A 21,326-nucleotide genomic window follows, 5' to 3' on the forward strand; every position below is an offset into this window, starting at 1 on the left:
GATTATATTGATAGACATTATAAAACACATTTATATTGAACGATTTAAGCGATGTTTTGCAAAAAAACGCCTTTTATATTCAACGTGCATTTAAAGAAGTTATGGGAATCTCACCCATTAACGATTTACATGATGTTCGAATTCATAAAGTGAAGCAACTGCTTCAAAATCAATCTTATTCATCACAGAGATTGGCCTAGAAGTGGGTTACAGTGACAGCGCCTACTTTTCAACGAAATTCAAAGAGGTAGAAAATCAGACACCCAAGGAATTTCGAAAGAGGTTTTTGATTCATGAAAAAACAAGAGCCATAATTTGACTATACCACGAATGCCGTGTGCTAATTGAAGTATGTCTAGCAATTAATTATTTGAGTTAAAATACACAAATAGAAACGACTAACTAATTAATGAAAAATTGATGTAATATAATCATCATAGGAGGTGGACATTCAGGAGCACAGATTGCGGTCGAATTATCAACAAATAGAGAAGTAATACTTTCTATATCGTATAAACCTAAGTTTCTCCCTTTGCGAGTATTAGGAAAAAGTATCTTTTTTTGGCTGGAGAAATTTTGCTTTTGTACGCTGGGACGAACACAGTTATTCGAGTAAATCAAATCATCTGGGCAACTAGTTTTATTCCATCTTATGTAATGATTCATATGATGAAAACGGAAAACCTCTACATAACCGAGGCGTTAGTCCAATTGATGAGTGATATTATATTGGTTTGCCTTGGCAGCATTCACGGGGATCAGCCCTTATTTGTGGTGTCGGATGGGATGCAGAGTATTTGGTAAATAAATTTAGTTGATAAACACAGGAATAGGCTTGCTGCCATTCAGTCTTTTTTTAACGTTAAAGAAAGAGAGGGTGTTGGGAGTCTTAAGGCACAGGACGGTTATCTTTTTGAGCACCTGATGACTACTTTTTTCCTTTTTTTGTTTTTTGTACACTGAATATGTGATCTTGAACGCCTCTGGCAACGGGTTATGCTATCTTTGCCACAAAGTTACTGTTGATCACTTACACTATCTCTGAAGCGGGGTATAACAAGTGAATGTGAAAATTGATCTTAATGACAAACATGAGGAAACAACGGTCATCATTCAGGCTAGGGAGTGGTCTCCTGAGTTGGAGGCGCTTGTCAGACAATTGAATAACGCAAAAAAAGGGCGCATTGTCGGTGTTACTGAAGACCAATCTATTTTGCTTGACCCGCATGACATTGACTTTGTATATGCGGAAAAAAGGAAAGTGTTTGCCGCCACGACCACGAAGCAGAACATTGAGCTGAAGATGAAACTATATGAGGTTGAAGAATTGCTTGAATCCCATCATTTCACGCGCTTTTCTAAATCAGTTATCGGTAATATTCAGCATATTCAGCGTTTTGAGTTAGCGTTTAACGGCAATTTGTGTATCCATTTTGAATCAGGAAACAAGGAGTATGTATCCAGAACATACGTGGCAACATTAAAGGAAAAATTGGTGATAGGGGGCGACTCAAATGCTAAGTGAAATCGTATACAGAAGTTTTGGCGGCCTTGGTTTCGCCTGTTTGATTACATTTATTGCTTTGACCGCCCTTATGCTTCAGAACATTGAAGTGCCCATTGCGGAAGTTTGGGTACATATGCTGGGAAGCATGATCCTGGGTGTGTATTTCGGTGTTGCCTCATTCATCTTTGAGATTGAGAAGTGGAGTCCTTTGAAACAAGTCATAGTTCATTTTTTTCTTTCTGTTACGCTTTGGTTTCTCATCGCCATTTTTATGGCAGGGTGGGTTCCCTTAACTCCGCTCTCGATTGTGATTTCTTTTTGTATGTTCGTCGGTATATATGTGCTCTTCTGGTTAGGTTTCAATGCTTATTATAAAAAGATAGAGGCTGATATGAATAATTCGGTAAGGTGATGGCGAAAACCAAAAATCTATGTCAGTGTGAGATACAGACGTAACAGCTAATCGTGAGTATCTTAACTCTCTAGAATTGATTTTAATGGGAAATCAAAGGAATGAATCATAAGAAAGAGGGATTGAACATGATTACCATTCAAAATGTAAACAAACGTTATAAAGAAACTAGAGCATTGCAAAATATCGATTTATCAATCCCATCAGGCGTGTGTTATGGGTTCGTCGGTCCTAATGGTGCAGGGAAGTCATCTTTAATTAAAATTCTAGCAGGAGTAGTTAAAGATTACGAGGGATCGATTCACGTATCTGATGCGAATCCACCTTCTCTTGGCTATGTTCCCCAGGAAGTTTGTTTAGAAGAAACATTATCAGCTACCACGAACCTCCATTTTTATGGAAAAATTCAGGGTTTGAAAGGAGAGAAACTTATTCGTCAGGTAAAAACCGTACTTGATGATATTGGGTTAACCAATCGTGCCAACTCAAAAGTGAAGACATTTTCAGGTGGGATGAAACGTCGGCTTAATATTGGATGTGCGCTTATGCATGAACCGGATCTTGTGATTATGGATGAACCGACCGTTGGCGTCGATCCCCAATCTCGTCTACATATTTTTCAAATGATTCGTTCATTAAAACAACAAGGGAAAACAATTATTTATGCCAGCCATTATATGGAGGAAATTGAAGAGCTTTGCGATGAGGTTGCCTTTATTGATGGCGGAAAAATTGTGGAACAAGGGAGCATCGACGATTTACTGACTAGCTATGCACAACCTGCTGTGTTTATCAAAGGAGATATTCCGAAAGCCTGGCTAGATTTCGAGAACGTCATTCAGCAAAAAGATGGCGGGTGGCTTTTCGCTTCATCGAACCCTATGCAACTTCTGGGTAAATTAGCCCAGCGTTGCGAAGAACAAAACATTATGCCTTCGCAGTTATCATTGATGCAACCTCGTTTGGAAGATGTATTTTTTACACTAACTGGCACTGCTTTGCGGGACACGGCATAAGGAGGCAGAATCATATGTGGGCTGTAGCAAATTTAGAAGCTAGAAAACAACTGCAGGACAAATCGTTATTGTTTTGGAACCTGGCTTTACCGATCATATTTATTATTGGATTTATGGCTATTTTTGCTGACGATGCACCGGATCAGACAGCGATTGCCAATCAAATTATTACAGGGTTTAGTGTCTTTTTTGCCGTTTTTATCATCATTTCCATGGTCATCAGCTTTGTCAAAGATCGGGAAAACGGGTTTGTGGCGCGTATGGCCAGCACACCACTAACGCCGGGCGGTTACTTTATCGGGAAATGGCTACCGTTTGGTGCCATCGTTGTCGGACAAATCATGATATTAGTGATCATGGGTATCATTGTTTATGATATGAGCATTGATCAACCCTTTTTTTATCTACTCGTTGCCTGTTTTGTGGCGATGATGGTGACATCCTGGGGTGTAGCTATTGCAATGTTTTCAAAAACGGAAAACACAGGGCTTGCACTAACGCAAATCATTGCTTTTGCCGGGGCTATCCTTGGCGGTCTTTGGATGCCGTTTGAAACGTTACCTGAAACTATCCAAACGATCGGTACGTTTTCACCTCAATATTGGGCTCACCAAGCATTCCTATCAACCCTTCCTGGACAGCCGGATGGGGAAGACGTAGGGATAGCTCTACTCATTTTACTTGGTTACACAGGTGTTGGTTTTGCCTTGGCGTTTGTTGGTTACCGGAAGTTTTTGCGCGAATCAAGAAGTTAGCTTGTATCCGTTAGCACGGTCTACCATTTGTTACGGGCGGACGTTTATGCGGAACAAGGAACAGCGTCCGGTTTTGTGGAAAAGAGCCAATTAGCGGGATAAATACCGTTCGAAACATTCGGGCGGTATTTTGTGTTTGCGTCTGCATGACAAATACGGGAAATGATTGAAGACGAAGTGAAGTCACGCACGCTCCTATGAACGCAAAAGGCGGGAGCAAAAACCCCAATTGGGGAAAAGCAACCATCGCAATGGTTGCAGCAAGCCCCCCTCCAGCTGTCACCCCAATAATACCGGCATCCGCGAGGGAATTACGCATGACGCCTTGTAATGTTGCACCGGAAACAGCCAAAGCCGTACCGACGAGAGCAGCAAGTAAAATTCGTGGCAAACGTACTTGCCTTAAACGACCCACCTGCTAAAGCAGGTGGATTTGGACATAAATTGTCTGCGACTGAAAGTCACATTTCAGACTGAAGTCTGCTGAAAGACCTTAAGCTCAAGCATACTGATTTTGACTGGAACTCAATCATCAATCCTGAATATATCGTTCCTCTTCTCGCTGGTCTGGTTTTCGATATAATTTCTAATGAGAAAAAATAAGATAAACTATAGCTATGAGTAACAAAAGAAAAACATACAGCCCAGAAGAAAAAGCCAAGATTGTATTGGAAATTTTAAGGGAAGCAAGCACCCTCAAAGAGATATCCCAAAAATATGGGGTGAGTCAACAGTTGATCAGTCGATGGCGGACGGAATTCCTGGATAATATGCCTACCGTCTTTGATAAAAAGGCTGCCAAAACCGAAAAGTTAAAGCAGGATCATGAAGCTGAAAAGGAGGAGCTCATTATCAAATCGGTCAGCTTACGGTAGAAATGAACTGGTCCCCCAAAAAACAGAAGCAGGTCTCGGATTGGAGGAGAAAAAAGCATTAATCGATTTTGACAGTAAAGAGGTCTCTGTTAAACGCCAGTGTCAACTCTTGAGTCTATCGACGGCTTATTATCCAACCACCGATTATCAGCCTGATCAGTAGGAAATTGCGATTAAGAATGCCATCGATCGGATCCACTATGGATCATCATATTCACATCATCTATACACCTAAAAACACTATCTATACCCAAACCCCCTGTCTTCTATTCTATATTGACTCACGTGATAGAAGCTCGGTAAATGGAGTCCACTGCTTTTTGCAGTGTGTCATTAAACGCTTCATCGGATTGGTCGACATTCAAATCTTGGGTGAGTGCGCGGGAGAAACTGGCGATGAGCTCCTTGTTTTCCGCCAGTTTTTCGTTTGCTTCGTCTGTCGGGTAGCCGCCGGATAGCGCGACCACACGAACGACCTTCGGATGGTCAATCAGCTCTTTATGCGTGTTCACGACGGTTGGGATCGTCAGTTTTAACATCACGTGTTCGTCTTGGCCGAGTTGGTCGAGGTGTTTTTGAATTTCCGCCTTCAACAGATCCTCGCATTTTTCTTTTTCCGGGCTGTTAATATCCACTTCCGGTTCAATAATCGGAACAAGACCCGCTTCGATAATCTTCTTGCCAATCTCGAATTGCTGATCGACGACTGCTTTGATGCCTTCCGGGTTGGCTTCTTTGATGACGGAACGCATCTTCGTGCCAAAGATGTTCCGTTCATTTGCGCGCTTCAGCGTTTCACCGAGGTCATTGATTGGTTTCATCAATTGCACGCCATTTGATTCTTCCGCGAGGCCTTTATCCACTTTCAAGAACGGGGCAACGCCTTTTTTTTTCGCTAAATAATCGCCGGTGTACATCCCTTCGATTTCGCGATCCATCGTTTGTTCAAACAGGATGGTGCCGAGGATGTGCTTGGAATCAAAAGCAGGAGAGGTGATAATTCGTGTGCGCATCTCGTGCACCAAGTCAAACATCTCATCGTCGTTGGCAAATGCATCGTCCGAAATGCCATATAGGGCGAGGGCTTTCGGCGTACTTCCGCCACTCTGGTCAAGTGCTGCAATAAACCCATCTTCGTTTTTCATTTGTTCAAAATGACGATGTTGCATAACTGACACTCCTTTATGAAAACTGTTCTGTCAAGGTTTTCACTTCATTTACGATATTATCTTCGTGAAATCCGAAAGCTTCCATAACCACATTGCCGGGAGCCGAAGCACCGAATTGATCGATGCCGATGGTCTTGCCGCCCTCTCCGGCATAACGTTCCCAGCCGAACGTAGCCGCTGCTTCCAGCGTGACGGTCGGAATGGCATGGTCGATGACCGATTGCCGGTAAGCTTCCGGTTGGTTTTCAAAACGATCCCGGCTTGGCATACTGATGACCCGAATCGCGATCCCCTGCTCGGATAGTTGTTTTCTGGCTGCCATCGCGAGCGAAACTTCGGACCCTGTCGCGACAATCGCGGCCGCCGGCTGGTCGGCATCCGCCAAAATATACGCGCCTTTTTTCACGTTTTCATACGCATGGTCCGGATCCGTCAGCGTTGGAAGCCCTTGCCGCGTTAACACGAGGGCGGTCGGGTGATCCTTTGCTTCCAGCGACAGCCGCCAAGCGGCAACGGTTTCGTTCCCGTCCGCCGGCCGGACCACGGAAAGGTTCGGCATCGCGCGCAACGCTGGCAGCTGCTCAATCGGTTCGTGGGTCGGTCCGTCTTCGCCGACCGCAATGCTGTCATGGGTGAACACATAGGTAACGGGAACTCCCATTAACGCCGACAAGCGAACCGCCGGCCGCATATAATCGGAAAAGACGAGAAAGGTTGCTCCGTATGCATGCAAGCCTCCGTGAAGCGCAATCCCGTTCAAAGCCGCGGCGGTGGCAAACTCTCTTACCCCAAACCAGACATTGCGGCCTTCGCGGTTGTCTTTTGTAAAATCATCATACGCTTTCATCAACGTATTATTGGAAGAAGCAAGGTCGGCGGAACCGCCGAACAGCCCGTCCACTTGGGACGAAACCGCCTGAATCGTTGCCCCCGAGGCTTTCCGGGTGGCAAGTCCTTCTTCTCCGTCCTCGTACCTCGGCAGCTCCTTCAACGCATCCGTTCGCCAATCACGGGCAAACGCTCGCGCCAGTTCCTTGGCTTTTTCTGGAAACGCTTGGCTGTACGCCTCGTACGTCTCTTCCCATTGGCGGTAAACAGCGGCGGCTTCCTCTTGTTTCTGTTCAAAAAAGCTACGGACGTCGTCGGGGACATGGAACGGTTCGTGGTCCCATTCATAAGCTTCTTTGGCGAGCGTGGCTTCTTCATCCCCCAACGGCTTTCCATGCGCGTCATTCGTGCCGGCGCGGTTCGGTGAACCGAAGCCGATGACGGTTTTTACTTCAATAAAGCTGGGGCGGGGATCTTCTTTCGCTTCTTGAATCGCCCGGTCAATGGCTTCCACATCATTGCCGTCTTCAATAAAGATCGTGTGCCAGCCATACGCTTCATATCGTTGGCAGACATCCTCCGAGAACGCTCGATTCAAATCGCCGTCGAGGGAAATATCATTGGAATCGTAAAGCACAATCAAGCGTCCCAATTGCTGGTGGCCGGCGAGCGAGGCGGATTCCGAAGCCACCCCTTCCATGACATCCCCGTCACTGCAAATCACATACGTATAGTGGTTGAATAATTCATACCCTTCCCGGTTGTACGTGGCGGCCAGATGGGCTTCGGCCATTGCCATCCCTGTCGACATGGCAATACCTTGCCCGAGCGGACCGGTCGTTGCATCCACGCCCGCCGTATGGCCATATTCAGGGTGGCCAGGCGTTTTGCTTCCCAAATGCCGGAAGTTTTTCAATTCCTCGAGGCTCAAGTCGTATCCGGTTACATGCAGCAAGCTGTACAAAAGCATGGAGCCGTGGCCCGCGGATAAGACAAAACGGTCCCGGTCCCACCAGTCCGGTTTTGCCGGATGATGTTTAAAGTGTCTGCTCCATAGGGCAAAAGCCATCGGTGACGCCCCCATGGGCAGCCCCGGGTGGCCGGCATTTGCTCGATTGACGCTGTCGATGGACAATGTCCGTATGGTATTAATGGCGCTTTGTTCTATGTTTGAAGTCAATACTGACACCCTTTCCGCCTGACTTCTGTTTTTAGATCAAAGTGCCTTACTTTCTGGAAAGCACAGCACCTTGATCAATTTAGACTCAAATGGGAAGTTTTTGGTTTAAATCAATAAAACTGAAGAGTATTGGTCATCAAATAATACAATGTGCCATTACTTATTTATAGCTTCTAGGATCATCCGATCACTCATACAAAATTTTTTTTGATGTATTACGTATTGACCCATGTTTTCAGATCGATCCCAACAATTTTAATGTTTTTGATTACCCTCCCCCTTACTGATATCTTCCTTCTCTGGGATTTACCCTCTGCTTTCATGCACTGTAGTTAAAAACTGATTACTGAAGTCATGAGATATAAACGTTTCAGTTTCAACAGTCCCGTCTGTTTTTCTTTGTATCCCTTTAAGTAAATCACCATTGGTGACACCCGTGGCAATAAAGAAACAATCATCCGTTTTGATTATATCCTCAAGGAATAGGTGTTTTTCAGGGTTTTTCATACCCATTTGCATACATCGGTTATATTCGTTGTCTGATTTAGGCTTTAATCGACCTTGAAAGTCACCACCTAATGTTCTTGCAGCAACTGCACCAATTACTCCTTCTGGTGCTCCACCGATCCCGATGAAAATGTCTGCATCATAATCCTCCAAACAGGTAGCCACTATTGCCGTGATATCCACATCGGTGAATTGTTTAACATTAGGACCAATCGATCTCACAGTTTTTACGATAGACTCATGCCGTTTACGATCTTGAATCAAAACGTTAAGTTCTGTAAGTGGCTTCTCAAGTGCAAATGCCACTCTTTTAAGATTCACTTCAAGCGAATCAGTAAGATCGATATGACCGGCTGCCTTTGAACCCACTGCGATTTTTTCCATATACATATCCGGGGCATGTAGAAGACTCCCCTTCGTTCCCCCAGCAAGAACTGATATTGCCTGGTTTTGACCATTAGCAGCGAGGGTTGTTCCATCAATAGGGTCAACAGCTAAATCAAATTCGGGATAGCCTACCTTGCCGAGTGTTTCTCCAATGTAAAGCATTGGTGCTTCATCCATCTCTCCTTCACCAATGACCACCGTTGATTTCATTTCCAACTGCTGAAGAGTTGTGCGCATCGCTTCGGTAGCCTGTCCATCAATAAGTATCTTATCTTCATTACCAATGTAAGATTCAACCGAAATAGCTGCATTTTGTGTTACGGGGAGATAGGACATCACAATGTTTTCCACAAAAGAATGCTCCCTTCACTGCTGTACGATCTTTGAGTTTTTATAGTGAACAATAAATGATGAGTAAATTAAATGTGCAGATGTGGCACCAGGATCTTGATACCCAAGTGAACGATCGCCAAGACGGCTCGCACGTCCTTTGACAGCAACCATATCTTTCGTTGCTTGCATTCCTTGTTCAGCGAGTTCATTTGCATTAAGCAGTTTCGTCTCGGGTGCTTTACTTTTTTTCAACTCTCCTAAGATTGGTAACCACGTATCAAGGGTCGTTTTATCTCCAATTTCCGCTTGACCTCGATCTTGGACTCCTTCGATAAATGCCTCCCAAAATTCAACTAGGTCTTCATTTTGTAGCTTTTCCTTTTCTTTAATACAACGGGCGCCACTTAAAAAGCCTGAAGCGTATAATGGACCGACGGAGGATCCTACTGTATCTAAGAAAATCTTGCCTGCTTTCATCGATAATTTTCCGCAATCAGTTTCTTCCATTTCTTCAAGGTGTTCTTTCACCGCAGTCCACCCTTCTGCCATGGTCACACCGTGATCCCCATCCCCTAAATAGCGGTCCAATTCACATAGATAGTCTCTATTTTCTTTCATAATATCAGAGAGGCCAATTAAAAATGACTTCCATTCCTTCGCATTCATATTGTGTTCAACCCCTTACTTATTTTTGTTCGTACATCGGACTGTAAGCGAAATAGTCAATCATTGGTTTCAGCTCACTATCCATTTTCAGCAAGGACAAAGAACAACCACCCATTTCTAGAGACGTACTATAATCTCCTACGTAAGAACGGTATATCCGAATGCCTTTTTCACTTAATAGTTTTTCAACTTCATCGAAAAAAATGTACAGTTCCATTCTAGTTGTTGATCCTAACCCATTAACGAGAACCGTAACTTCATCATCTTTAACCAACGACATATCCGCAAGAATGTCGTGAACAATTCGCTCTGCAACTTTACTCGATGATTGTAGTTTGCCTTTCTCAACACCGGGCTCACCATGGTGTCCAAGACCGATCTCCATTTCATCGTCCTCAAGCTGAAAACTAGGTTCACCAGTTTGCGGGAGTGAACATGGCGTTAGACCAACACCCATCGAGCACACATTTTCATTTGCCTTCTCCGTGAGACGGTAAACTTCGTCGATATCTTTGCCCATTTCCGATGCAGCCCCCGCTACTTTTATGACGAAGAATTCACCAGAAATACCACGTCTTTGCTCTGATTCTCCCTTCGGCGCGGAAGCCACGTCATCCTTAACGATTATTTGTTTTACTTCAATATCTTCTTCCATTTCCACAAGATCAGCAGCCATACTGAAGTTCATTATATCCCCTTGATAATTCCCGTAAATAAGGATACTTTCTTTTTTCGTGTCCACTGCTTTAATAGCTTCTGCAATTGGCGTTGGCGGAGGTGATGCAAAAATATTACCTACCGCTACACCATCTGCCATGCCTTTACCAACGTATCCCATGAACGCAGGCTCATGTCCTGATCCTCCACCAATAATGACGCTAACCTTTTTCTTTTCTTTTGAATACTTACGAATAATTGCACGGTGGTGTGCTTCTACTTTTGAAATAGACGAAGAATGCGCTTTCAAAAAACCTTTGATCATGTCATCGACAACGTGATCAGGATTATTTATTAACTTCTTCATGATACCCCCCCACTAAATCTTTTGTAAAAACTCGTTTTCTTTGTCCATTATTTTTTTAATCTTACGAGCAGAATCTCCTCCTTTAAATTCATTATTTAAATAAGTGTATACAACTTGTTTTGCTAGTTCAACCCCGATTACTTTTGAACCCATCGTTAATATTTGCGCATTATTACTGAGTTGAGCACGTTCTGCAGAATACGTATCATGACAAAGCGCTGCACGTATGCCAGGAACCTTGCCAGCCGCAATGGCTACGCCGATTCCCGTTCCACAAATGAGTACTCCTCTTACCACTTTCTCTCTTATAATATCTTGCGAAACATCAAATGCTACATCTGGATAATCTGTTTCATCACAGCTGTAACACCCATAATCTATAGCCTCATGACCCATTTGCTTTATATAGGCTTTAATGTCTTCTTTTAATACAAAACCATGATGATCGCTTCCAATTGCAAGCTTCATCGTAAACATTCCTCCTAAATATCATTTCTATAGAATATTTTGGCACATTTAGTTTCGTATGTCAATTTTTATTTTCGTTTATTTTTGATTTATGCATTTGCTACTTTTTCACTTCCACTATCTTTTTTATCATTCAGTGTTTTTGCATTATTTGGGAGTGTGATAAATTTCGTCATAAAAGCTCCAGTGAAATACAAAATCGCAAGAATCCACATTACACCACCAGCTCCTGCAAACCCATATGTAAACCCAACAACCATTGGTCCTACAAACACACATAAACCTGCACCAAGATTTAAAATTGACATAGCTGCACCCTTGTCTGTTTTTACCAGAGACGGAACAAGGGCAGATAATGGTACATATGCTGCGAGGCACGCCCCCCAAGCAAGACCTGCTGCTGCCGTTAAATAAACGTTTCCATCCGTAAATTGTGGGGTATAATATAATAACAATGTAAAGAATCCGCATCCAACGCCGCCAAACCACATGACCGTATTTCTCCACCCAAATTTGTCACCAACAACTCCAAAGATAAGGTTAAATGCAATATTTGATATAAAAATACTCCCCCAAATTCCAAGCCAGACATTCGTTTCAATTCCGTGTGTCGCCAAATACGTAGGCAAAAATATTGGAAACGCATATTGTGCCGTTTGATTTATAACACGTACGACCCCGGCTATACCAACTTTTGGTTCCTTTTTTAAAATTGCGATTCCTTTTATGAATTCAGAAAATACGTTACCCGTCGATATATTCTCACGTTTCGCTTTGCTTTCGAGTTTATCCTTATTCACCACAAGAGCGAAAAAAGCGGCAATGCTCACCCAGAGGGCTGCTGTCCAAAGTGTATTAACATAACCAAGTACTTCAATTGCCCATATCGAATAGTATGCTCCGAGAACGTTCATACCACCGGTAAAAACGAACCAGAACCAACCAACCGCTTTTCCGAGCCGTTTCGTTGATGTACGGTACGCAATCCAAACAAGGAAACCAAAGGCAAAGAGAGGATAACCAAAACCACGGATTCCATAACCAATAATCATAACTGTATAATTCATTTCTGCAACGCCAAAACCAACAAAAACTACAGTTCCAATTAAGTATAGGATAACCCCCATAAACATCGTTTTCTTTGCACCAAATGCTTCAATTGCAACCCCGGACAACCAAGAGGAAAGCGCAATGATTATCCCATAGGCTGAGAATAAATACGATGATTGCTGCATCGTCAAACCTTGTTCTATAAGGTAAGGACTTAGCCAACCAATCTCAAGACCATCACCCATCATAAAAATCATTACTGCCACAAAACCCCAAAAGATCTTCGATGTAAGCCCTATTCGATCTAAAAAATTCTCATTATGAGCTAAACTATTCATTTTCATACCCCTCATTTTTAAATTCAGCCAGAGGAAATTTTCTACCTCTGGCTTTTATTATTTTAAATTATGGTTCTAAAATTATCTTTAAAGAATCTTTACCCTTTGCCATGAGCGCAAACCCTTCTTCGAATTGCTCTAGCGGGAAACGATGAGTGACCACCTTATCTGTTGGCATATCTCCCTTCTGGATGGCTTCAATTACTAGATCATAGCAGTAAGGCCCCAAGTGAGAACCTAAAATATCAAGTTCTTTACGGTCACTAATAATACTCCAGTCAACTGTAACTGGATCTTTGAACACACTGAATTCCACAAAACGTCCGAGCTTTCGGATGCTGTTTAACCCTTGTTCGACAGATTTCGGATGTCCCGATGCCTCGATGTACACATCAGTTCCATAGCCATCAGTTAACGCCTTAATTTCTTTTTCAACATCTACTTCGTTTGGGTTCATAATAATGTCTGCTCCGAATTCCTTGGCAAGATTTAAACGTGTTTCTTGAAGATCAAGAACAATGAGTTTCTTCGCTCCCATTTTCTTAATAGCTCCAATCATCCCTAATCCAAGTGTACCAGCGCCGGAAAGAACGACTGTATCTCCGTACACAATGCTTGCCCTTTGCACCGCATGAAGGCTACACGCATATGGCTCGATGAGTATCGCTTTTTCAATCGGAAGATTTTCAGGAACTTTATAGTTAATTGCTTCTTTTGTAAATTTCATATAGGGTGCCATGGCGCCGTTTACATTATTTTGAAATCCGTATAGATCATGCTTTTCGCACATCCAGTATTGGCCTCGATTGCAAAAACGACATTCCCAACACGGTACTATCTGTTCAGAAATGATGCGATCACCAATTTCAAAATCCGTCACAGCATCCCCCTTTTGTATGATTCTTCCAACGAATTCATGACCCGGAATCACTGGCGCTTTAATGTACGACGGTTGTATTTCGTCACCCCAAAAGCTTGGCGCCCCTTCAAACGCTTTTATATCTCCAGCACAAATTCCGCATGCCTCAACTTTTACGATTATCTCTTTTTGGTTTTCAATTTTCGGTGTGTTCACTTCCTCGTAACGATAATCTTTGGGGGCATATGCGACAACTGCCTTCATTTTATTTGGATAATTGACTTCTTCTTTCTTTGCTTGACCCATTGTTTTTTCCATGTATAACCTCTCCCCTATTTACCAAATTGTATAACCTCCATCGATGACATACGTAGATCCAGTCACAAAACTTGAGGCATCAGATGCTAGAAATACGACAAGTCCGCCTAATTCTTTCGCCTCGCCTAATCTTTTCATGGGTACATAATCTAAAACATGTGCAAGCTCCCCCCTAGGTTGAAAGATCGGTTCTGTCATTTGGGTTTTCATATAACCTGGTGCAATCGCGTTAACACGAATATTGTCCTCTGCCCATTCAAGCGCAAAACATTTGGTCATCGTATGCACCGCACCTTTTGATGCGTTGTATGCGCTTTGCGGTTCAGTATTTGCAATAAAGCTCGACATCGAGGCGATATTAATGATGCATCCTTTATTTTGGTTTATCATCTGCTTTGCTGCATACTTGGAACATAGAAAGACGCCATTGACGTTTACATCCATCGTTTTTTGCCACTCTTCAAGTGTCATATCTACTGTTGATTTTTTCTGAACAATTCCTGCATTATTGACGAGAATATCAATGCCACCATGTTCTTCAGTTACATGTTTCATGAATGTATAGACCGATGTTTCATCGGTGACATCCACTTTCCTTGCAGAACCTTTCAATACACTTGCAATCTTCTCGGCTTCCTTTAAATCCAGATCACCTATAACAACATTAGCACCAGCTTCCGTCAAAGATGTTGCCATGCTCTTCCCTAAACCGCGGCTCCCTCCAGTAATGACAGCTGTCCGACCAGTTAAATCAAACATTTCTGGTATTTTCAAATGAATCCCCCTTAGGTAAACGGTTTCATTTATTGTTAAAATCATATCATATGTTTTCGTATTGTCAAACTTTTTTTCTTTTATTTACGTTTATTATTGATATCAATAAATTGCATTGCTCAAAAAATGGATATCATACATTGTTTCTATTTTTCGTAAAAAAAACGAAAGCTTTGTATATTAACAGCATTTCGTTTATGATGAGGAGAAAACAATTGAAACAAGGTGGCTAACATGAGCAAATTATTCGTAACGGAAAGACGACGTAAAATCATGGAGTTTTTAAATAAAAATCATCGAGTAACCGTGAATCAATTAGCAGAAGATATATCAGTTTCTAAAGTCACATTACGCTCGGATTTAAAAGAAATGGAAGCAAACGGGTTACTACGAAGAACCCATGGAGGTGCCTTACTACCTGAGCAAGAACATTTTGAAGATGTGAAGTTCTCAACAAGGGAGCAAAAGAATCGAGACGAGAAAACCAAGATTGCTAATCAAGCGATGAATTGGATCGATACTGACGGTCTTTGTATATGTCTTGATGCAAGTTCAACATGCCTAGAACTTGCCAAATTGTTAAAAAGTAGTGACCTACGTTTAACAGTCGTCACAAGCGGCATTTATACAGCAATGGAATTAAGCGACAATCCAAACCTGACAGTGGTTTTGTTAGGCGGTGTTGTCCGTCATGAATCGAGTTCACTCGAGGGCCTATTAGGATCACACATACTTGAACAAATAAATATCGACATGATGTTCACATCTGCAAGCGGATTCACAACAGGAACCGGACTTACTGATTTTAACATCTACGAGGTTGAATTAAAAAAACGCATGGTTGCCAAATCAACAAAAGTCATTGCGTTAATCGACCACACAAAAATCGGCAAACACTCTATTGCTTCATTTGCATCAATACAAGATTTAACTGCCGTCATTACAGATGGAACGTTATATGCAGACATAAAAATGTTGTTGCAGGAAAATGATGTGGAAGTAGATGATATATTAACGGAGATTTCGATAAATTAAATTCCAATATATGTATTTAATATCTGCGAAATATTTAATGTCTTATGTTACTAACATCAATGAGGTGATCAATTTTGCAAAAATCATATGTTATTGGTGTCGATTTTGGTACAGAATCATGTAGAGCTTTACTGGTGGATGTAGCTAATGGGGATGAGATCGCTACAGCTACACATATGTATAGTCATGGTGTTCTTTCTAAGGAATTGCCTAATGGCGTCCCCTTGCCATCCGACTGGGCTTTACAGCATCCAAATGATTATATTGACGGGTTTAAGGATGTAGTAAGGAACGTTTTCAAAGCAGGGAATATCCAACCGAATGACGTTATTGGGATTGGAATTGATTTTACATCATCTACCATTTTACCCCTTGATGAAAAAGGTGATCCACTTTGTCTCCATGCTGCATTCGAAACACATCCACATAGTTGGGTGAAACTATGGAAACATCATGCTGCAAAAAAAGAGGCGGATGAGGTTACTAATCTAGCCCATGAACGCGGAGAAAAATTTATTAAGAGGTATGGAGGGAATATTTCTTCAGAGTGGATGATTCCGAAGATTCTTCAAGTAGTCAAAGAAGATCCGGAAGTTTTTCATCATACCAATTTATTTATGGAAGCAGGCGATTGGCTTGTATATCATTTAACAGGAAGTTTAATACGTTCCAGTAATACCTCCAGCTATAAAGCTCTTTGGGATAAAAGAGAAGGATACCCAAGTTATGCATTTTTTTCAGAATTGCATCCTGAAATGAAGGATATTCTTGAAACAAAATTACGAGGGGAAGTAAGAACAATCGGCGGAAAAGCGGGTGGACTAAATAAACAAATGGCCATGATGCTTGGATTAAACCCAGGAACAGCGATTGCGGTTAATGTGATTGATGCTCATGCTGCCGTTCCAGCTGTAGGAGCAGTTCACCCTGGTCAATTTACCATGGCTATTGGAACTTCTACTTGCCACATGTTGGTTTCTGAAGAAGATAAGTTTGTCCAAGGGGTATGTGGAATAGCTGAGGATGGTATCATACCAGGTTACATTTCCTATGAAACAGGGCAGGTTGCTGTGGGTGATTTGTTTTCTTGGTTTGTCGATAACGCAATACCATCGGACATAGAAGAAGAAGCAAAGAAACAGGGTATATCTGTTCATTCATATTTAGAAGAAAAAGCTATGGAACTTGTACCAGGAAAATCTGGTTTAGTAGCCCTGGATTGGTGGAACGGGAATAGGTCTATTCTTGTTGATTCAGATCTTTCTGGTGTGATTGTTGGATTAACGCTTACCACAACACCGGAGGAAATCTATCGAGCATTATTAGAATCAACAGCTTTTGGCACACGAAAAATTATTGAAACATTTAAAGATTCAAATATTCCTGTTAAGGAAGTTTTTGCATGTGGTGGAATTCCAAAGAGAAATAAACTATTGTTACAAATTTATGCTGATATCCTAAACTGTGAAATAACAATAGCCAATTCGAATGAAATAACCGCTCTTGGTACATCCATGTATGCAGCCACAGCAGCTGGAAAGTCTGCAGGTGGGTATGACACAATTTTTCAAGCTGCATCTAACATGTCAAAGATAAAAGAAGAAGTAATATCCCCAAACCAACGAAATGTTGAGCGCTACAATTATCTTTACTCCGTTTACCTTAAACTTCATGACTATTTCGGGAGTGAACAAAGGAACGTAATGAATACTCTAAATAACAGTAAGCACACAGAAATAAATTTAGATAAACAATAACTTTCCGGTTACCATTATAAGCGCCTTTGAATGTTAATGTATACTCCGTGGTGTTACTTCTTTAGATCGTCATGTCCAATCATCAAGACCACTGGTGTGGCTAAAAATGAGTGAGGACAATGAGGGAGTGATCTTCTCCTTCTATTTCCTCATATGGTGATGACAGCTGATAACCTTCATTACTCAGTGCTTTTTGAGGATTTAGATCTAAATCCAGCAAACGTGATTGAAAAATTACCAGATGACGTAGATGCTCATTGGAACCCACTGTCATTAGAAGCTTTAGCAGAGATTGATGCCGACTATATTTTTCTCATAAACAGCGATGATTCCAGCGCAGATGATTTGACTTCAGAGAGTGTATGGTCAAACATCCCTGCAGTGGAGAAAGATCAAGTGATCGAGATCTCGGAGGACAGCAGTTGGTTATATAATGGCTATCAAGCCAATCGGCAGACTATCCAAGAAGTCTATTTAAATATCGTTGAAGAAGAATAATTTTTCAACACTCTCTGTATGGTCCAGAGAGTGTTTTTTCTTAGAGCGTATGGAACTGGGCTTGGTGCATTCGGGAATATGAACCACCGGAGCGGATAAGTTCTTGGTGGTTCCCTTGTTCTTCAATGCCTTTTTTCGTAACGACAAAAATGCGATCGGCGTCCTGAATGGTAGCGAGGCGATGGGCGATTATCAATGTTGTCCGTCCATGTGAAAGCTCCTTCAATGCTTTTTGGATCTCTGCTTCTGTTTCAGTATCTAAAGCAGAGGTGGCTTCATCCAGAACCAAAATAGGTGGGTTTTTGAGAAACGTTCGTGCAATCGAAAGGCGTTGTTTTTGGCCACCGGATAACTTTACACCTCGCTCTCCGATCAACGTATCCATCACTTCTGGCAAATTCTCAATGAAATCAGCCATGTGTGAGCGTCTTGCTGCTTCCCAAATCTCTTCCTCACTCGCATCTAACGTGCCGTATGCAATATTTTCCCTGATCGTTCCATCGAAAAGGAAGACATCTTGCTGTACAAATCCGATATTTTCACGGAGTGAGCTTATCGTCATCTCGCGAATATCAATACCATCGATGGTAATCATCCCTGTGTTGACATCATAAAAACGGGGAAGTAAGCTGGCAATGGTCGTTTTTCCAGCACCTGAAGGGCCAATCAAGGCGACAGTTTCGCCGGAATCGATGGAGAAGTTGACCTCATGAAGGACATGGTTTCCCTCGCCATAGGAAAATGATACATTCTTATAAGTAACGTTTCCCTTCACTTTATGAACATCAATGGCGTCAGGTTTTTCTTTTTGTGATGATTCCATCTCTAACAAATGTAGAAACCGGCGAAATCCTGCAATCCCTTTGGGGTACATTTCTATGACGGCATTTAGTTGTTGGATCGGTCGCATCATGACATTCGTAAGTAAGACAAAAGCCATGAATTCGCCGTACGTTACCTCACCATTGATCACAAACCATGCTCCGGCCACCAACACAAAAAGCAATAGAATTTTCATGAGAATTTGACTGCTGGCAATGTGCGAAGCCATAATTTTGTATGACTTTAACTTCGTTTGCTTGAAATGGTTATTATTTTTGACAAAACGTTCTTTTTCGAATGCTTCATTGGCAAACGCTTTAATCACACGAATGCCAGTGATATTATTTTCGACGCGTGCATTAAAGTCAGCAATACTGCCAAACATGTGTGACATCGCGTTAGACATTTTCTTTCCAAAATAATAGGTTAGCGCAATAATTAACATAACCAGCCCAAAGACCATCCCAGTTAATTCCCAACTAATGGTAAACATGATCCCAAAAGCTCCTGTCAGTGTCATTAAGGCGATGACCAATTCCTCCGGTCCGTGGTGAGCTACTTCCCCAATATCCATTAAATCATTGGTTAGTCTTGAAATGAGATGTCCCGTTTTCGTATCATCAAAATATTGAATGGGCTGTTCTTGTAAATGCTTATAGAGTTGGGTACGCATATCGGTTTCAATGCTAATCCCAAGCTTGTGCCCCCAATAGGTCACTACATAATGGAAGCCACCATTGAATAAGTAAAGAACAAACAAACCGATGCCGCCAGCAAAAATAAGTTCCCAATTCCCACTTGGCAACAAATCATCAATCACACGATTGACAGCCAAAGGGAATAAAAGCTCTAATGCGGCTACTAGCATACCGCATAGAAGCGTCAAAGCAAACAACCGTTTATACGGAGAATAATAGCGAGCAAACTTTTTAATCATTGTCAATCACTCCCATAATTAGCATGTTTAGAATTCCGATCTCGAGAAGTTATCTATTTTGATGTTGTGTTGTCCAGCTTTTGAATGCTACTCGCATCCCTCCCACCTGTCTTTACTTTCCTACCAATTATATTGAAAACGATTATCAATATCAATTATGTTTTTCTTCCCTTGTCCTTTACATCACGATCGTGCCGTTCACCACATTTTTACCAGTTACATAAGAATTCTGATTTCTTGCATCAAGAACCACCACAAAAAACTCCGCCGATAATCTGTCTTATCGGTGGAGTTTCTTCTTTACTCAATCATGTTATCAGCACAGTTACGGGGGTGATCTCGAAAAAACTCTTCAGATAATGTAACTCCAGTGATGAGTGGGAAGAATGACATTTGCATCCATCGATTGATGAATGGAAACAAGGGATATCCCTTTGGCTCTGAACCCCTCCAAGATTATTTGCTTCACCGGTGTAGTTTAGCTGATAAATGGAAACAACGAGCTCGATTTCGGGGTGAAGAACCTCCAAAATGAGCTGAAATAGACACCTCTGATGCAGAAAAGTTTGCTCATCTTACTAAGCAAGTTCCGGGAGCCAGGGGAAGAGAAATTCAACTCGGTTCGTGTGCTATTTTAAAATCTTGAAAATTGGAGCTGGAAACGAAGGCAATAATTTAAAAGCAACGCCGACTTATCAGCGTTGCTTATCGGTTCTGTGTCTTTACATCGTTTTCTTACGTTATTCTCCGTCATCACTTTCAAAGAGCAACAGTAAAATATAACATTGCACCGAATACAATGGTTTCTGTTTTTTTATTTTTTCCGAACAGGAATCCAAACTTCACTATAAGCGTAATCTTTTTTCTGTTCATCCATTTTAGTAAAAGAAAAAGCAGGGGCATTGATTAATTCATAATCGGAAGAAGGAAGCCATTCAGAATATGTTTTTGCCATTGTTTCTTGTAACGTAGAAGGAAATGGCCCTTCATTTGGAAATATTGCCCAAGTATAGGCTTCAACTGGCACTTTCTCTAGTAGATCACTTACTTCATTTTTAGTGGTTAATACACCGATCAAGTGAGTTAAATCTCCTTCTTCTTTTATGAAATTAGCGTCAGCATCATAAGAGGCATTAACAATTTCATAAGGCTTTATATTTTGAAGAGAATGCATTTCTTCCTTTTGTTTGTCCGTTATGCTTTCTGAAAGCTTTACAATCTCGTTATTAATACCTTCAAACTGCATAGGAACACGTTTACTTACACCGACTAAATGAAACGCTGGCTTTTTCTCAATTCTATATTCCATATTATTTCCTCCTTTAACAGTTATTTTGAATGAAAGTTTGGGAAACGATTTGCTTACCCCCTTTTTTATTACATCTGAGGGTAAAAAACCACTCCAATTTTTAAATGCTCTAGAAAAGCCGTCCACAGACTGATAACCATATTTAAAAGCAACATCTGTTACTTTTTCTCCGTGCAATAAATCCTTATTTGCTTCCGACAATTTTCTGTTTTTTATATATTCACTTATCGTCAGCCCTGAAAGATAAAAAAATATCTTTCTAAAGTGAAAGTCGGAAACCCCGGCATATTTAGAAATTTCTTCAAGAGATAGTTCAACAGTTAAGTGATCTTCAATATAGTCAATCACTAGGTTTAATCCTTTTAACAATATATCCCTCCTTTTCACGTCGTCATAATAGCAAAGTTACGTTAATAATACTCGACATTATTAACATAATAAATATCGAATTGTTAAACCAAAACCTTATATAAACTATCAAAACTTGGTTTTATGAATAAGA

The 21,326-nt window shown here is 41.5% G+C and carries 21 protein-coding genes and 1 pseudogene; 10 read left to right on the forward strand and 12 right to left on the reverse strand.

Translation table 11 applies throughout. From position 1 onward, the window contains the following. Window positions 1-190 precede the first annotated feature (190 nt). The 6 genes from HNR44_RS18135 (at window position 191) to HNR44_RS16490 (ending at window position 3,690) form a co-directional block, all read left to right on the forward strand. Entirely contained in the window at window positions 191-319 is a 129-nt protein-coding gene (locus tag HNR44_RS18135; protein WP_425489464.1) for an AraC family transcriptional regulator, read from the forward strand. Window positions 320-582: 263 nt separating this feature from the next. Beyond that, a complete protein-coding gene (locus tag HNR44_RS17960; protein ID WP_184405466.1) occupies window positions 583-804 on the forward strand; it encodes a hypothetical protein in 222 nt (73 codons plus the stop codon). Between the two features lie 256 nt (window positions 805-1,060). Further along, the gene (locus HNR44_RS16475) at window positions 1,061-1,525 is read left to right on the forward strand and encodes a LytTR family transcriptional regulator DNA-binding domain-containing protein (protein WP_184405467.1); all 465 of its coding nucleotides are present in this window, start codon (window positions 1,061-1,063) and stop codon (window positions 1,523-1,525) included. Next, complete coding sequence (locus HNR44_RS16480; RefSeq protein ID WP_184405469.1) at window positions 1,515-1,919, forward strand: DUF3021 domain-containing protein; 405 nt, start codon at window positions 1,515-1,517, stop codon at window positions 1,917-1,919. Before HNR44_RS16475 ends, HNR44_RS16480 begins: the two co-directional genes overlap by 11 nt. Before the next feature lie 128 nt (window positions 1,920-2,047). Further along, a complete protein-coding gene (locus tag HNR44_RS16485; protein WP_184405471.1) occupies window positions 2,048-2,935 on the forward strand; it encodes an ABC transporter ATP-binding protein in 888 nt (295 codons plus the stop codon). A 14-nt stretch (window positions 2,936-2,949) separates the two neighbouring features. Further along, window positions 2,950-3,690: an ABC transporter permease gene (locus HNR44_RS16490; RefSeq protein ID WP_184405473.1), complete on the forward strand. Its 741-nt coding sequence runs from the start codon at window positions 2,950-2,952 to the stop codon at window positions 3,688-3,690. Window positions 3,691-3,865: 175 nt separating this feature from the next. Here the strand turns inward: HNR44_RS16490 and HNR44_RS17765 are convergent. Next, window positions 3,866-4,087 (reverse strand): annotated as a pseudogene (locus HNR44_RS17765) (iron chelate uptake ABC transporter family permease subunit); the annotation flags it as partial. Between the two features lie 220 nt (window positions 4,088-4,307). On the opposite strand from HNR44_RS17765, the gene HNR44_RS16500 reads away from it, so the two are divergent. Further along, the gene (locus HNR44_RS16500; protein WP_184405477.1) at window positions 4,308-4,565 is read left to right on the forward strand and encodes a transposase; all 258 of its coding nucleotides are present in this window, start codon (window positions 4,308-4,310) and stop codon (window positions 4,563-4,565) included. A gap of 281 nt (window positions 4,566-4,846) precedes the next feature. On the opposite strand, the gene HNR44_RS16505 is transcribed toward HNR44_RS16500, so the two are convergent. The 9 genes from HNR44_RS16505 to HNR44_RS16545 form a co-directional block, all read right to left on the reverse strand. Then, window positions 4,847-5,734, reverse strand: coding sequence for a fructose bisphosphate aldolase (locus tag HNR44_RS16505; RefSeq protein ID WP_184405479.1), 888 nt, complete (start codon window positions 5,732-5,734; stop codon window positions 4,847-4,849). 13 nt (window positions 5,735-5,747) lie between these two features. Further along, window positions 5,748-7,742 (reverse strand): transketolase, encoded by a 1,995-nt coding sequence (tkt, locus tag HNR44_RS16510; protein WP_184405565.1) that lies wholly within the window; start codon window positions 7,740-7,742, stop codon window positions 5,748-5,750. A gap of 306 nt (window positions 7,743-8,048) precedes the next feature. Further along, complete coding sequence (gene glpX, locus HNR44_RS16515; protein WP_343069564.1) at window positions 8,049-8,987, reverse strand: class II fructose-bisphosphatase; 939 nt, start codon at window positions 8,985-8,987, stop codon at window positions 8,049-8,051. 15 nt (window positions 8,988-9,002) lie between these two features. Then, the gene (gene dhaL / locus HNR44_RS16520) at window positions 9,003-9,635 is read right to left on the reverse strand and encodes a dihydroxyacetone kinase subunit DhaL (protein ID WP_184405481.1); all 633 of its coding nucleotides are present in this window, start codon (window positions 9,633-9,635) and stop codon (window positions 9,003-9,005) included. A 19-nt stretch (window positions 9,636-9,654) separates the two neighbouring features. After that, complete coding sequence (locus HNR44_RS16525; RefSeq protein ID WP_184405483.1) at window positions 9,655-10,659, reverse strand: dihydroxyacetone kinase subunit DhaK; 1,005 nt, start codon at window positions 10,657-10,659, stop codon at window positions 9,655-9,657. 12 nt (window positions 10,660-10,671) lie between these two features. Then, window positions 10,672-11,127 carry a ribose 5-phosphate isomerase B gene (gene rpiB / locus HNR44_RS16530; protein WP_184405486.1) on the reverse strand — a complete coding sequence of 152 codons (456 nt, stop codon included), beginning with the start codon at window positions 11,125-11,127 and terminating at the stop codon, window positions 10,672-10,674. Window positions 11,128-11,216: 89 nt separating this feature from the next. Further along, window positions 11,217-12,515, reverse strand: coding sequence for an MFS transporter (locus HNR44_RS16535; RefSeq protein WP_184405488.1), 1,299 nt, complete (start codon window positions 12,513-12,515; stop codon window positions 11,217-11,219). A gap of 67 nt (window positions 12,516-12,582) precedes the next feature. Further along, a complete protein-coding gene (locus HNR44_RS16540; protein WP_184405490.1) occupies window positions 12,583-13,692 on the reverse strand; it encodes an MDR/zinc-dependent alcohol dehydrogenase-like family protein in 1,110 nt (369 codons plus the stop codon). An 18-nt stretch (window positions 13,693-13,710) separates the two neighbouring features. Continuing rightward, window positions 13,711-14,466 carry an SDR family NAD(P)-dependent oxidoreductase gene (locus HNR44_RS16545; RefSeq protein ID WP_246407600.1) on the reverse strand — a complete coding sequence of 252 codons (756 nt, stop codon included), beginning with the start codon at window positions 14,464-14,466 and terminating at the stop codon, window positions 13,711-13,713. A 234-nt stretch (window positions 14,467-14,700) separates the two neighbouring features. On the opposite strand from HNR44_RS16545, the gene HNR44_RS16550 reads away from it, so the two are divergent. The 3 genes from HNR44_RS16550 (at window position 14,701) to HNR44_RS16560 (ending at window position 17,756) form a co-directional block, all read left to right on the forward strand. Beyond that, a complete protein-coding gene (locus HNR44_RS16550) occupies window positions 14,701-15,501 on the forward strand; it encodes a DeoR/GlpR family DNA-binding transcription regulator (protein ID WP_184405493.1) in 801 nt (266 codons plus the stop codon). 74 nt (window positions 15,502-15,575) lie between these two features. Next, window positions 15,576-17,258 carry a ribulokinase gene (locus tag HNR44_RS16555; RefSeq protein WP_184405495.1) on the forward strand — a complete coding sequence of 561 codons (1,683 nt, stop codon included), beginning with the start codon at window positions 15,576-15,578 and terminating at the stop codon, window positions 17,256-17,258. A gap of 159 nt (window positions 17,259-17,417) precedes the next feature. Further along, on the forward strand, window positions 17,418-17,756 hold the full coding sequence (locus HNR44_RS16560) for an ABC transporter substrate-binding protein (RefSeq protein WP_184405497.1): 339 nt from the start codon (window positions 17,418-17,420) through the stop codon (window positions 17,754-17,756). 40 nt (window positions 17,757-17,796) lie between these two features. On the opposite strand, the gene HNR44_RS16565 is transcribed toward HNR44_RS16560, so the two are convergent. Further along, window positions 17,797-19,515, reverse strand: a complete 1,719-nt coding sequence (locus tag HNR44_RS16565; RefSeq protein ID WP_184405499.1) for an ABC transporter ATP-binding protein — start codon at window positions 19,513-19,515, stop codon at window positions 17,797-17,799. An 814-nt stretch (window positions 19,516-20,329) separates the two neighbouring features. After that, the gene (locus HNR44_RS16570; protein WP_184405500.1) at window positions 20,330-21,193 is read right to left on the reverse strand and encodes an AraC family transcriptional regulator; all 864 of its coding nucleotides are present in this window, start codon (window positions 21,191-21,193) and stop codon (window positions 20,330-20,332) included. Window positions 21,194-21,326 lie beyond the last annotated feature (133 nt).

The organism is Geomicrobium halophilum, assembly GCF_014207655.1.
Lineage (GTDB): Bacteria > Bacillota > Bacilli > Bacillales > Marinococcaceae > Geomicrobium > Geomicrobium halophilum.